Below are 13,411 nucleotides of genomic sequence, written 5' to 3'. Positions count from 1 at the left end.
CAGTAATGGCTTTAATAGACAATAATACACCAAGAAGCATGTCACCGTCATTTGAAAAAAATATGCCGGTGACTACTTTTTTCAGAGACACTTTTTTCCCTACGGTTAATACTTATCCAACAGATAAGATTGATATGGACTTTAGAAAAGGAAGCTATATGGTAGCTCCCTTCGTTGCACAAAGGGTTGGCGGTATCAATATGGGGAGAAAAGGTTTTGAAACAAAGACATACAGTCCGCCAAGAATTGCGCCTGAGAGGGTGCTAAGCCCGGAAGTTTTAGAACCACGTTCCATGGGAGAAACTGTGCATTCGGCAATGACCCCTGAAGAAAGACAGGACCACTTTATAGAGCAAGACGTCAGAGAGCTTGATGATTCTATAACAAGAAGAGAGGAGGTTATGTGTGCTGAACTAATAGCAAATGGGGAAATAAGAGTAAGGGGATACATAGACGATAATTTGAATAATTACGTTGATGATGATATCAATTACCAGCTACCAGCCGAAAATCTTATTTATCTTTCCGGAGAGGATAAATGGGATCAAACTACAGCAAAATCCAAGTATGAGACACTTGAGGGAGCAACAGAGATAGTTTTAAAATCAGGATATAATCCAGCTTACGGAATATTAGGACAAAGTGCCTGGGCTCAATTGAGAAAAGATGATAAGTTTATGAAGATGCTTGATAACAGGATGCTTGATATTGGAATGTTCAAGCCTGAGTTGAGGACACAAAACGGAAATGGATTAAAATACATCGGAAACTTGCCAGAAATGGGACTTGAACTATGGGTATATTACGCATGGTTTCTCGATTATGACAATACAGTAAAACCAATCTTTCCTGTTGATAGGATATCCATTCTGCCTTCAAGTCTTGGTTCCATGGAGTATGCAGCTATAACCCAATTGGAAAAGGATGAGAGATACCATACGTATGAAGGTACCAGAATACCAAAAATTATAGCCAACATTGGTAACGATACTATGAAGTACAGACTTGCATCAAGGCCGATACCAAAGCCTTATGATGTATCATCTTGGGTAACTATGAAGGTGCTATAAGGAGGACCATATATGATAAAAGTTATTAAAGGTACCGTAAAAGTAAATGGGAAAAGTTTTAAGCCTGGTCAAATCATTAGCAGCCTCTCTGAAGAAGATGAGGCTGCTCTTTTATCCTTAAAGGTTGCTGAGCCTTGGGGAATGGTGAAAGCTCATCAGGAAGATGAGAAAGTGGAAACGGATCCTGACGATATCAACCAAGATAAAGAGGATCCTTGTGATAAAGTATCCGATATTGTTTCCAGCGTTCCCACAAATGATGAACTCGTAGGCAATAAACCGGAGATTGATACTGAGGAAGAACAGAAAGATGAAGAACCAGAACTACAGCCTGAAGCACAGCCCGAATTGGAGCCGGTTAAGAATGAAGGAACTGTGTCAATTAAGTTTGATGCTGAAGCGTATGTCGGAGGTTCTGACACTAAAAAACAAAAGGGAGTAAAAAAGTAAGCTATGCCGGGATTTAAGGATTATCTGGAATCAGACATGAATACTTTTTATAACCCCGCCGAGCTGGGGGAAGAACATTTAATCAATGGCCGGACAATAGCTATTGTACCCTTGGACGGTGAAGAACTAAAGAAGCATATAAAGTATCTGGGGTTAGCCTCGGATACTATTGCTTATTCGGTGCCTGCATCAGTTTATGGTAATCCTCCAAGAATAAATGAGTACCAAGAGTATGACAATACTGTGATGATTGTTATTGATATTAAGAATGATGGCGGGGAGTATCTGATTACTCTATCAGGAAATGAGGGTTGAGAAAATGAAAAATGTTGATATAACCGTGAACACAAAGGAGTTAAAAAGGCTTGTTATTGGAACAAAACATTTTGAAAAGGAAATTGCAGGTGCTGTTGCATCAGCTCTTAACAGAACATTGGATCATGTGAATACAAGGCTTGGAAAGCTCGTTACAAGTGTTTATGCAATAAAAACAGGTGATGTCAAAAAGACTATAAAAAAATACAAGGCTAAAAAGGGAGATTTATCTGCAGGATTAAAGTCTGTAGGGCATACCCTGTCCTTGGTGCATTTCCCTCATAAACCGGAGACAACAGTAATAGCCAGATCACTTGGCGTAAAACATGCAAAGGCTCAGGTAAAGGTTAAGATTAAAAAGGGTTCGATGCGGCAAATGAACGTTTCGCCAAAAGCTTTTTTACAAAAATCAAATGGTGCAACAAACATCTTTATGCGTGTAGGCCAGGAGAGAACACCCATTGTAGTCTTGCGTACCCTGTCAGTGCCTCAAATGATTACAAGTCAAAGCGTAGGAGAAAACATACAAAAGATAGCTCAGGACAAAATGGATGAGCGTATAAAGCATGAGGTTGACTTCAGGCTTTCCAAGCTTCAAAAATCGGTGAGAGGTTAACTGTATGACAGAAAATATTATTCTTGAGGTACTTCAGAAATTTCTTCAGGAAAACGTTGCATCAAAAATCAAGCTGCAGAAGCCTACTGAAGATAAATCATATGTGCTGGTTAATCCGTCTGTTCATGTGGGATGGATTCCTCCAAAGCTTCCGGAAAACATGAGACCGGAGGAACAGATAAAGGATGTGCCGGCGATACCTTGTATTGTTGTTGGAACAGATAATGGCGAGGATGACGGGAAAAGTGCAAGTATGGATATTCGGTTGACTTTCGTAACGTATAACCCCGGACTTGTTTCAAAGGGTAAGCTTATTCCCAATTTTGAGGGGTACAAAGATATAAACAATTTAAGAACGTTAACCCGGGAACAACTTGCAAAGGCTGCTGTAATTGGTGGGAAAGCTACCGTACAACAGCCTTTTACATGGGGAATGTATGAGGAACAGCCTTATCCGCATTGGATGGGATGGCTGAAATTTAAAATATCATGTGCCTCGATGACTTATGTACCCGGGTTATTAGACCAATATATTTAAAAAGGATGTGAAGAATATGCCATATTATCATGGCGTGTATGGCAAACAGCTGCCGACTCAGGATGATATACCGTTATCTGGAGCCGGAACTCTACCGGTATACATAGGAACGGCACCTGTAGAACAGCTGACTGACCATGCAAATGCGATTAATACACCTGTATTATTAAGCAGTTACGAGGATGCAAAAGCAAAAATAGGCTATAGTGATGATTGGGATAAATACACTCTTTGTGAGTCTGTGTATGCACATTTTAAAAACAAAATAGGAAGTATAGGGCCTATTATTGTTATTAATGTATTCGATCCTATTGTCCACACGGAGGAGAATCCGCTGGATGAAACAGATATAATCGGTGGTATCGACGAAAACGGCAAGAGAACAGGCCTTGCATGTGTTGACCTTATTTATCAGATGTACAACATGATTCCCGTTTTGCTTGCTGCCCCCGGATGGAGTCATAAGCCTTCTGTAGAGGCTGCATTGTTGGAGAAATGTCAGAAAATTAATGGCCATTGGGATGCGGTATGTGCAGTTGACGTAGATTCAGCTGCAGCAAAAACAATTTTAGCCGCAAAGAACTGGAAACAGACTAATTCATATATCTCAAAACTTGAAAAAGTATGCTGGCCAAGGGTGGTAAGCGGTGATAAAAAGTTCTGGCTGTCAACATTGACTGTAGTCAGGATGTGCCAGACTGATTATGCCAATGAGGGTATACCTTACGAAAGTCCCTCCAACAAGCCTATCGATATAACCGGAACCATCCTGGGGGATGGAGCTTTAATTAACTTTGATGAAATACAGGCGAATGACCTTAATAGTGAGGGTATAACAACAGTAATATATCGTGCCGGGAGTTGGGTGCTTTGGGGACCGCACAACGGTAACTATAAATATACTGCGGAGATAGACCCACGGGACAGGTTCGACTGCAATATCAGGATGATGATATACCTGACAAATTCATTTCAGGTGCAGTACATGAATAGTGTTGATCAGCCGCTTAATCGGGCAAGAGTAGACTCAATTTTGAATGATGCTCAAGTATGGCTTAACAGTCTGGTGAGTGACGGAAGAATGCTTTTTGCAGAAATCAAATTTAATGAATCAAGCAATCCGGTAAGCAGCATAGTCGAAGGTGACTTTGAGTTTGATATAAGGACCACCACTACACCGCCGGGTAAGAGCCTCACATTTAAGGTCCAGTACACTACTGAAGGACTTAATTCAATAACGGGAGGTGAAGGATAATGCCAAAAATCAGTAATAAAACAATAGATTACAAGATGAAGGCAACAGACACAAAAGATAAAATGACTCTTATTGATGATGCAGCAGATATTCAATTGCCCTCAATTGAAAAAATAACGGACACCATAAAGGGTTCCGGAATAATGGGTGAGATTGATTTGCCTGTTTATGGCCAAATAGGAAGTATGACATTTACTATAAACAATAGAGCTGATAATCCAAGGTATTCCATGTTATCAAGACCAGGGACAATAAAGTTTGAAGTAGTGTGGACTAATGACAATATTGATTCAAGTAATATGAGTGCAAGTGTTCAGGTCAATAAGGTGTTTATGACAGGCATGAATAAAAAGTATGACCCCGGTAAGGTCGAGGTTGGTGCTGCATCGGATGGCTCAAGTGAGTTTGAAATATTCTACTATCGGAAGCTTGTAAACGGAGTGGAAGTACTCCTGATTGACAAGCTCAATTGTAAATATGTCGTGAACGGCATAGATTACATGGAAAAAACAAGGGCGGCTCTATCATAGAGTTGCTTTTTATTTTCCCAATTTTCATATAAATGGAGGATTAATATGGACAGCTTAAAACTAAAAAAACCAATTATGATTAACGGTTCTGAAGTAAATGAAATAAAGTATGACTTTGATAACATGACAGCACAGGACAAAATCAACGCCGGTAAGGCATATAAGAAAACCGGAAATGTAATCTCTGTAGAGGAGCTGGACAGTGATTATCATTTATATATTTTTGCAGAGGCAGTTGCAAAAGCGGATTCTGAAATTGATCAGAATGAAGTTATTACATTGTTAAGTGCCAGGGATGCTGCCAGAGCGGAGAAGTTGGTGAGGAATTTTTTCTTCTTCGGTTCGGAGGATATGTAAGCGAAGAGTACCTTCGACAGGCAGTAGCACAAATAACTATGAATACGTCAACAACAAGGGGTGAATGCATGAGCATGCCCCTTGTTGATTTCATTCAATTTTATGAAGATCTGGCAGATGTAGTCGAGCAATCACGAAAGCAAATGAAAAAGGATGGTGGTTAACATTGGCAGCAGGCAAAAGAGAACTACAGGCATTAATTACCCTTGCCGGTAAGATTGATCCATCACTTCGAAAAGCTTTAAGGATGGCTCAAGGTGAAACCACAAAACTATCAAAAAGTGCTGAGAAGTCAGGCTCAAGCCTGTCAAATACAGGGAGCATAATCAAGGGAGTTTTTGCAGGAAACCTTATTTCCGGTGCTGTAAGCAAAATTGGAACAAAGATATTGGAACTTGGAAAAGAAGGTATACAACTGGCTTCAGACCTTTCCGAAGTACAGAATGTCGTAGATACAACCTTCGGTGGCAGTGCAAAAGAAATTAACAAATTCGCTCAAACAGCATTGAATTCCTTTGGACTTTCGGAGTTGCAGGCAAAACAGTTCAACGGTACCCTGGGTGCAATGCTAAAAAGCAGTGGCATTACAGGTGATTCACTTGTTACCATGTCAGAGAAACTTACAGGCCTATCCGGAGACATATCATCTTTTTATAATGTATCCCAAGAAGATGCTTTTGAAAAAATTCGTGCTGGTATTTCGGGAGAGACAGAGCCATTGAAGCAATTAGGTATCAACATGTCAGTTGCCAACATGGAAGCCTTCGCATTGTCCAAAGGTATAAAGGCTTCTTATAGCAAAATGGATCAGGCATCACAAACCGCATTAAGGTATGCATATCTGATGAACGTATCAAAGGATGCACAGGGGGATTTTGCAAAAACACAAGGCGGCTATGCAAATCAAATGAGGCTTTTACAAACGAATATCAAGCAGCTCACAGCAAGAATGGCTTCAGGATTAATTCCATATCTGGCTAAAGGAGCTCAGTATGCAAATAACTTTGTAAGTAAATTAGGTAAGATGAATATATCATTTGCCGGCGTTGGTTCTATAACCAAAAAGGTTTTTCCGGAAATTAAAAAACAAATGAATTTCTTTAAGTCCGAGGGAGTTAAAATATTTGACGGCTTGGGACCGTCTGCAATGAAATTGGGACAGTCTGTTTTGCCTTTTGTAAGTAAGAGTTTTAATACTTATACAGGCAAGGTACTGCCGATTGTAAAAAGAATCGTATCCGGTTTTGTAGACATTATGGTACCTAATATATCTAAAGCTTTTGACTTTATCAGAACAGCAGTACTTCCACCTGCAATGAAAGTAATATCGTTCTTTGCTGATACCATAATACCCAAGGTCGGGAACATTGTGAGTATGTGGATGCCAAAGATTCAGGCAGTAATCGGAAGTGCTTTTAATTTAGCTATTTTGTTGGCGGGAAAAGTAATGGCAGCTTTTAATACCTATTGGCCATACATCAGTCAGCTGGTTACTATTGCGGTAGACACTATAGGCGGTGTAGTAAGCGGGTTACTAACAACACTAAGTGGAGTAATTGATTTTATTACAGGAGTATTTTCTGGTAATTGGAGTCTGGCATGGCAGGGAGTAAAGGATATTTTTGTAGGTATATTCAGTTCAATTGGTTCTGTTCTAAAGGGTGTAATTAATGTAATTATAGCAATGATTAATAATGGGATACGGGGTGTCAATAAGCTTATAAATGTAAAGGCTCCTGACTGGGTTCCGGGTATCGGAGGTAAATCATTAGGATTTACTATTCCGGAGATAGACACATTTGCCCAAGGTGGTTTTGCAAACCAACCGTCAATATTCGGTGAGGCAGGTCTTGAAGCTGCCATCCCTATAAAATATAAAAATCCTCGAAGTCTGTCACTTTTAAATAAAACTGCCAGAGCTTTAGGTGCAGATCAAGGCGGAGGACAACAAATAAGTTTGACATATGCACCAGTTATTAACGGGGGGAATAAGGCTGAAATTCAAGCCCTTCTGGATACTGACAAAGAAAAATTCTTTGCATGGCTTAATGAATACTTTGAGGATAGGGAGCGTGTGTCCTTTGCTTAACAATGAATATTATGAGTACACAACACTCCAGGGCGATACATTCGACATGATCGCCCTGGACTTTTACGATGATGAAGCCTATGCATCAAAAATAATAGAAGCTAATCCTGAATACTGTAAGGTAATAATTTTTGAATCAGGAGTGGTCCTCAAGATACCTATTGTAGAGGAATCTTCTCCTGAAACATTACCTCCTTGGAAGGTGAAATGATGAATATAATTTATGAAGGTGTGGACATTACAGATAGTATTGAAGTAAGTAAGGCAGACATTATAGATAATGCCGGAGGTATTGCGGATAGCATTGATTTAAGGTTTGCTGACACAGAAGGCCTATGGAGTAAGTGGAAACCGCTGAAGGGACATAAAATAAATGTCCTGGAAGGCGGTTTTTCTTCCGGAACAATGTTTACTGACTATATTAGTCAGAGTAGGGGGAGCATAAGGCTCAAAGGCCTGTCAATTCCACTTGAGGCAAAGACAACAAAAACTAAGGCATGGGAAAGTATTCGACTACTCGGTATGGCAAAAGAAATTGCCGGTAGATATGGATTTGTTCTTGAAACATATGGTGGCGTTAATGATTATCTGTATGAAAGAATAGATCAGATCAACCAGGCTGATTTTGAGTTTCTGTCTTATCGGTGCATGCTGGAGGGATATGTCTTAAAGATATGGGATGGCAAGGTTATTATTTATGATGAACAAACATACGAAAGAAAAGAACCGGTAAAAGAAATAATTTTGGAGCAGCTGGACGGTGACTATGAATTCAAAACAGTTTCATCAGGGTTATTCAGTTCCTGCAGCATAACCTCCGTTACTGTTTCCGAAACCATAACAAAAGAGTTTAAGCCCTCCACAGCTCCGGTCGGCCCAATATTGAAACAGAAAATGTTCGTCAGCAATTTGGCAGAAGCAGAACGATACTGCAGGGGCTTGTTAAGGTATTCAAACAAAACTGAAAACATAGGCCGAATTAAGCTAGAATTGGATCCGGAGCTTGCAGCAGGAAGTTGTGTGGATATATCCGGAATTGGTTTGGCAGATGGTAAATATTTTATTGACTGGGCAGTACATAGTCTTAAAGAAAAGAAGACAATTCTCAGCTTGAGAAAACCTCTGGAGGGATATTAATGGTACTGAAAGGACAGGTTTCAACTGTAAACAACGAAAACAGGAAAGCAAGAATAATACTCGTTGACAGAGACAACAACATAACTCCTGAAATCCCTGTTGCTCCGCATGTTGGTAATCTTGCAGTAAACGATATGGTTGTTGTAGCTGTATTTTCAGATAATTTCTCAGACAGCCTGGTCATAGCAAAATTCTGAGGGGGTGTGAGAGATGGCCATTGCAGCATTTGCAAATAAAACGTTCCAAGTAAGTAGCAAAAAAATATATACCTTTGATGAATTTTCTACAGGTACCGCCCTGCAGACAGAAAAGCAAGACGTTGCCGGCAAAAAGCCAAGCACATATATAAAAGGCCCTGACCTTGATACCATGAGCTTCACGATTCCTCTTAGTATAACCTTCGGCAATAACGTCCTGTACGAATATGACAGTTGGAAGGCTATAATGGCGGCACAAAAGGCCTATAGGTTTATATTAGGAAACAAGCCTGTAGGTGGCAAATGGTTACTTACCAGTGTAGCCCTTAGTGACACGATAATTGATAAAAAAGGGACTATGACAAAGGCAAAATTACAGCTCCAATTTGAGGAATATGTCCGGGCAGGAGCAGCTTCAGCCTCCAAAAGTAGTACTTCGACAAAAAGTAAATCTAAAAAGAGTACTTCAAAGGGAGTTTCTCAAAGCGATAAAAATATTCTTAATTCACTTATATCTGGAGAGAAGGCATCTCAAAAGAGAAATAATACAAATGCTTCAGCTGCAGTTTCGAAGGGTGCTAAGAAGTAAAGGAGATTATGCCATGGAAGTAATAATTGACACGTCAAAGGGTATTAGTTGGGCATCCAAAGGTAACGACCGAATAGTACAAAACATTATTAACCTGCTTAATACACACAAATATGAGGTTGCATATGACAGGACATTAGGCCTGTCAGGAGATTTTATTGATAAGCCGTCCGATGAAGCAATTGCAATAATAACAGCAGAAATTTCTGATTTAATATCAACTCGAGAACCAAGGGCTGAACTGATAGAAGTATTGTATGCCGGTACAGATGAAAACGGAAACATGCAATTCAAGGTGGTGGTAGATATATGAACAATATTAATTTTGTTGAGATTGATAGTACCCGGTTAATTGACAGCTTGATAAGCTTATTTGAAGAATCTACAGGCGAAGTCTTTTACCCCGGGGATGAAAGAAGGCAATTTTTAAGTAATATGGCTCCCGCTATTGTTGCAATATATAGCTCCATTAACAACACCGGTAGGCAGAATCTTTTAAGATATGCCACAGGTGAACTCCTGGATGCATTAGGAGAGAGAACGGATACCCCAAGGCTTCAGCCACAGAAGGCCAGTGTAATAATGCGTTTTACCTTATCAGCAGCTCAGACAAACAATATAACGATTGCCGCAGGTACCCGGGTAACTCCGGACGGTAAAATATATTTTGCAACTAAGGACACACTTGTTATACCTGCAGGTAGCTTGACAGGTGATGTAGCTTCATTGAGTGTGGAAGCTGGAGCCTCATATAACGGGTTCACTCCCGGGCAGATAAGTAAACTTGTTGATCCGGTTGCTTATGTGTCCACAGTAGTAAATATTGATACAAGCTCCGGCGGTGCGGATTTAGAGCCTGATGATGATGGAATAAATACATGGTCCGGGTACCGGGAAAGGATCCGTCAGTCACCGGCAAAAATGTCCACGGCAGGCCCGGAAGATGCTTATATGTATTGGGCAAAAACTGCTGACCAGAATATATCTGATATTTCAATAACATCTCCTTCAGCCGGTCAAGTTAAAATAACAGTACTTATGCAAGATGGCGAAATCCCGTCACAGGCTGTGTTGGACAAGGTATATGAGACCTGTAATAACAAAAAGGTTAGGCCGCTCACTGATCAGGTTATTACTGCAGCTCCGGAGACTGTTACATATAACATAGACCTAACCTATTATGTCAGCCGAGACAGGGCAGCAGAAGTAAATTCAATTCGTGCTGCAATAGAGAATTCCGGGGGAGTTGTTGAACAGTATAAGATATGGCAGAGCGGGAAGCTCGGACGTGCAATAAATCCGGATAGTTTAAAGCAGCTTTTGTTAAATGTCGGTGCATTCAGAGCTGACATAACAAGCCCTGTATATACTGAAATCGGAGCAGATGCAGTTGCCGCTTGCGGAACTATGACTATTAATTATGGGGGATTGATATAATGCAGCTTGGAAATATAGACCTCCTAAAGCTTCAGACTAAATTCATGCTGGGTGATAAAACCACCCAGGGATTTTGTGCAGCCTTAACTCCACAACTACAAGGTATTGCCGGAATCATAAAAAACTGTATGTTGCTTGCAAGGGTACAGGAGTTACCGGAGGCAGTCCTGGATGCATTGGCACATGAATTACTTGTGGACTGGTATGATGCCACAGCGGACATTAGTATAAAGCGGGAACTTATAAAAAACAGTGATAAGGTTCATATGTATATGGGAACACCGTACTCAGTGGAGCAGGTGGTTCAGGATTATTTCGGAGACGGGTATGTTGAGGAATGGTTCCAGTATGATGGAGAACCATTTCATTTCCGGGTAGTAACCAGTAACTCATCGGCTACGTCAGAGTTGGCAGAACGTTTTACAAAGGCAATTGAAAAGGTTAAAAGAAAAAGTACCGTACTGGATCAGGTAATAGTGGAAATGGCTGCAGAGTTACCTATTTATTATGGTAATGTCCTACATATAGGTGATGTATATACAGTAGAACAGGTGGTGTAATAAATGAGCTTTGGAATGATAGCATTTACAAACAGGGGAAGGGTATTACAGGTAAAGGCTGCAATCGGAACACAATTAAAATTTACCCGAATTGCGGTCGGAGACGGCCAGCTTTCCGGACAGGTAACAGAGGAATTAGTTGGGCTTATCCATGAAGTAAAAAGCCTGAACATTAATGAATTAGAAAAAATATCTGGATACCAAGCAAAGGTGGGAGGAGTCCTGACCAATCAAGGATTAGCAACTGGTTTTTATTGGCGTGAATTGGGAGTGTTTGCACAGGATCCGGACGTTGGTGAAATTTTATATTGTTATGGAAATGCCGGAGCTTTAGCCGAGTACATACCCGCTCAGGGCGGTACTGGGATACTTGAGAGGAAGATAAATGTAATAACATTGGTGGGTAATGCTTCAAATATCACAGCTGTAATAGATCAGTCTTTAATATATGCAAACCAATCAGACATCGTGGATTTACAAAATCAAATAGACGGATTGGAAACAGTTGCAAAAGACTACACAGATAGCAAAATTGAATTGTTACAGGGAAGTATTGAACAATTGTCAGCTGAACTTGATTCACATCTTTCGGATACATCTCATGTTGCCGCTGATCTTTACGCTTATCAAAATATAGGGGGTGCATTATAATGCCAGCAAATACAAAGCCGATTTATCCAGTAAATCCTAATCTTTCAGGGAAAATCATTCAGGTGGCGGATACGAATTTAAAGGCTCCCGTAACGAATGGTGTCATTTTAGCCACGGCAGGAGAAAACGGGACAAGAATAGATGCAATTACTGTAAGGTCCCTTGGAGCAAATGTGGCTACTGTACTAAGAATATTTTGGAATGACGGAACAGGAATAGGTGAATCAAATTTTCAACTTATACATGAGGTTCTATTACCGGCAACTACCGCACAAACAGCAAACGTAACCGGGAGCGATATTATTCTTTTACCTATAAATTTCGCCAATGATGGGCGAGGAGTTTTACCTCCGGCTTTAAAATCAGGACAGAAACTGTATATTTCGTTGGGAACAACGGTTGCATCCGGCTACTCTGTTTTATTCATGGGAGGAGACTTCTAATGCGTAGAAATTTTGATATTGGATTTCCCCGTCCACAGCCCTTGCAGAATAAGGGAACCAGTTCAGTAAGTGTATCCTACTCAGGTTCCTGTAAAATTGTATATGAAACAGCTTCAAGGGGGTACATTGAATGCTATACATCAGGATTGATTATATTTGAAAAAGGTAAAAATGATATTTTCCCGCCCTACATAGATGTTTTCCTTGTCGGAGCCGGTGGAGGCGGAAGCAGTTTAGGTAGTACATATACAGGTGGCGGTGGTGGTGCAGGAGGATACACAAAAACATATACAAAAGTGTCTACTCCTGAAACCGCAAATATTTACATTGGTTCGGGAGGAACTGCAGGTCAGGCCGGAGGCTCAACCTCGTTTCCCGGACTTACTCCAGCTTCCGGCGGTAATGGTGCAAATAGCAGTAATGGAGCAAATGGTGGCAGTGCTGGTGGAGGTGGCATGATTTTATCATCTAGTACATGGTCTGCGGGTGGTGTAGCAGGTTCTAATGGTGGCAATGGTACTCCCGCATATTATATTAATGGTTCTTCTGGAGCAGGTTCCAATGGTACGGGACAAGGTACACCTACTACAGATTTTTGGGGTAGGATACATGCCGGAGGTGGAGCTGGTGGTGCAGGAGGTAATACTTCAACTGGTGTAGGAGCGTCTGGAGACCCCGGAACATCATCTTTTACAGCTGGGTCTGGAAATGCTGGTCAAACGGGTAGTGTAGGAGTTATGGGATGTTCTGGAGGTAATGGAGGAGGTGGCTACGGCGGCGGTGGAGGAGGCGGTGGCTATGGAAGTAGTACTAGAGGAACTGGTGGAACTGGTGGTTCAGGTATAGTTATCGTAAGATGGGGTTATTAGAGGAGGGTATCATGGAAAATTTAAGATGTGCGATACTAGCACAGGATGGAATAACTGTAGAAAATATAATAATAGCTGATCAATCTTTTGCTTACAGCATTGGTGCAATTATGTGCGGGAATACACCGGTTGGAATTGGTGATACATATCAAGACGGTTATTTCTATAGAGATGGAGTAAAACTTATTGCAGAGAAAACAGAAATTGAAAAGCTACAGAAAATGGTTGATACATTAATCTTGGATAATCTTAATATGCAGGCACAAATTGACACTCTCATCACATCAAATTTACAGGAGGGATAAAGT

At 40.7% G+C, this 13,411-nt stretch carries 20 protein-coding genes; all 20 read left to right on the top strand.

The window, feature by feature from the left end; translation table 11 throughout:
* Positions 1-5 precede the first annotated feature (5 nt).
* The 20 genes from K412_RS0102310 (at position 6) to K412_RS0102210 (ending at position 13,408) form a co-directional block, all read left to right on the top strand.
* On the top strand, positions 6-1,070 hold the full coding sequence (locus tag K412_RS0102310; protein ID WP_024831610.1) for a major capsid protein: 1,065 nt from the start codon (positions 6-8) through the stop codon (positions 1,068-1,070).
* A gap of 12 nt (positions 1,071-1,082) precedes the next feature.
* Positions 1,083-1,520, top strand: coding sequence for a hypothetical protein (locus K412_RS0102305; protein ID WP_024831609.1), 438 nt, complete (start codon positions 1,083-1,085; stop codon positions 1,518-1,520).
* Positions 1,521-1,523: 3 nt separating this feature from the next.
* Positions 1,524-1,835 (top strand): hypothetical protein, encoded by a 312-nt coding sequence (locus K412_RS0102300; RefSeq protein ID WP_024831608.1) that lies wholly within the window; start codon positions 1,524-1,526, stop codon positions 1,833-1,835.
* A 4-nt stretch (positions 1,836-1,839) separates the two neighbouring features.
* A complete protein-coding gene (locus K412_RS0102295) occupies positions 1,840-2,451 on the top strand; it encodes a phage tail protein (RefSeq protein WP_024831607.1) in 612 nt (203 codons plus the stop codon).
* Between the two features lie 4 nt (positions 2,452-2,455).
* Positions 2,456-2,989: a hypothetical protein gene (locus tag K412_RS0102290; protein ID WP_024831606.1), complete on the top strand. Its 534-nt coding sequence runs from the start codon at positions 2,456-2,458 to the stop codon at positions 2,987-2,989.
* 16 nt (positions 2,990-3,005) lie between these two features.
* Complete coding sequence (locus K412_RS0102285) at positions 3,006-4,244, top strand: phage tail sheath family protein (protein WP_024831605.1); 1,239 nt, start codon at positions 3,006-3,008, stop codon at positions 4,242-4,244.
* A complete protein-coding gene (locus K412_RS0102280) occupies positions 4,244-4,774 on the top strand; it encodes a phage major tail tube protein (RefSeq protein WP_024831604.1) in 531 nt (176 codons plus the stop codon). The genes K412_RS0102285 and K412_RS0102280 overlap by 1 nt, the downstream gene beginning before the upstream one ends.
* A 45-nt stretch (positions 4,775-4,819) precedes the next feature.
* Positions 4,820-5,131 carry a hypothetical protein gene (locus tag K412_RS0102275; RefSeq protein ID WP_024831603.1) on the top strand — a complete coding sequence of 104 codons (312 nt, stop codon included), beginning with the start codon at positions 4,820-4,822 and terminating at the stop codon, positions 5,129-5,131.
* 166 nt (positions 5,132-5,297) lie between these two features.
* The gene (locus tag K412_RS21285; RefSeq protein ID WP_024831602.1) at positions 5,298-7,220 is read left to right on the top strand and encodes a phage tail protein; all 1,923 of its coding nucleotides are present in this window, start codon (positions 5,298-5,300) and stop codon (positions 7,218-7,220) included.
* Positions 7,213-7,431, top strand: a complete 219-nt coding sequence (locus K412_RS0102260) for a tail protein X (RefSeq protein WP_024831601.1) — start codon at positions 7,213-7,215, stop codon at positions 7,429-7,431. The genes K412_RS21285 and K412_RS0102260 overlap by 8 nt, the downstream gene beginning before the upstream one ends.
* Complete coding sequence (locus tag K412_RS0102255; RefSeq protein WP_157833806.1) at positions 7,428-8,357, top strand: phage late control D family protein; 930 nt, start codon at positions 7,428-7,430, stop codon at positions 8,355-8,357. Before K412_RS0102260 ends, K412_RS0102255 begins: the two co-directional genes overlap by 4 nt.
* A complete protein-coding gene (locus K412_RS0102250) occupies positions 8,357-8,554 on the top strand; it encodes a hypothetical protein (protein ID WP_024831599.1) in 198 nt (65 codons plus the stop codon). Before K412_RS0102255 ends, K412_RS0102250 begins: the two co-directional genes overlap by 1 nt.
* A 13-nt stretch (positions 8,555-8,567) precedes the next feature.
* The gene (locus tag K412_RS0102245) at positions 8,568-9,143 is read left to right on the top strand and encodes a phage tail protein (RefSeq protein WP_024831598.1); all 576 of its coding nucleotides are present in this window, start codon (positions 8,568-8,570) and stop codon (positions 9,141-9,143) included.
* Between the two features lie 13 nt (positions 9,144-9,156).
* Positions 9,157-9,456: a GPW/gp25 family protein gene (locus tag K412_RS0102240; protein WP_024831597.1), complete on the top strand. Its 300-nt coding sequence runs from the start codon at positions 9,157-9,159 to the stop codon at positions 9,454-9,456.
* On the top strand, positions 9,453-10,580 hold the full coding sequence (locus K412_RS0102235) for a baseplate assembly protein (RefSeq protein WP_024831596.1): 1,128 nt from the start codon (positions 9,453-9,455) through the stop codon (positions 10,578-10,580). The genes K412_RS0102240 and K412_RS0102235 overlap by 4 nt, the downstream gene beginning before the upstream one ends.
* Positions 10,580-11,140: a phage tail protein I gene (locus tag K412_RS0102230; RefSeq protein WP_024831595.1), complete on the top strand. Its 561-nt coding sequence runs from the start codon at positions 10,580-10,582 to the stop codon at positions 11,138-11,140. Before K412_RS0102235 ends, K412_RS0102230 begins: the two co-directional genes overlap by 1 nt.
* Positions 11,141-11,143: 3 nt before the next feature.
* Positions 11,144-11,791, top strand: coding sequence for a phage tail-collar fiber domain-containing protein (locus tag K412_RS21280; RefSeq protein ID WP_024831594.1), 648 nt, complete (start codon positions 11,144-11,146; stop codon positions 11,789-11,791).
* Positions 11,791-12,234 (top strand): hypothetical protein, encoded by a 444-nt coding sequence (locus K412_RS0102220; RefSeq protein WP_024831593.1) that lies wholly within the window; start codon positions 11,791-11,793, stop codon positions 12,232-12,234. Before K412_RS21280 ends, K412_RS0102220 begins: the two co-directional genes overlap by 1 nt.
* The gene (locus K412_RS0102215; RefSeq protein ID WP_024831592.1) at positions 12,234-13,103 is read left to right on the top strand and encodes a glycine-rich domain-containing protein; all 870 of its coding nucleotides are present in this window, start codon (positions 12,234-12,236) and stop codon (positions 13,101-13,103) included. Before K412_RS0102220 ends, K412_RS0102215 begins: the two co-directional genes overlap by 1 nt.
* An 11-nt stretch (positions 13,104-13,114) precedes the next feature.
* Entirely contained in the window at positions 13,115-13,408 is a 294-nt protein-coding gene (locus K412_RS0102210; protein ID WP_024831591.1) for a hypothetical protein, read from the top strand.
* The last annotated feature ends 3 nt before the right edge of the window (positions 13,409-13,411 follow it).

It is taken from the genome of Ruminiclostridium josui JCM 17888, assembly GCF_000526495.1.
In the GTDB taxonomy this organism is placed as follows: domain Bacteria; phylum Bacillota; class Clostridia; order Acetivibrionales; family DSM-1351; genus Ruminiclostridium; species Ruminiclostridium josui.
This window is presented reverse-complemented; position numbering and strand designations above follow the sequence as displayed.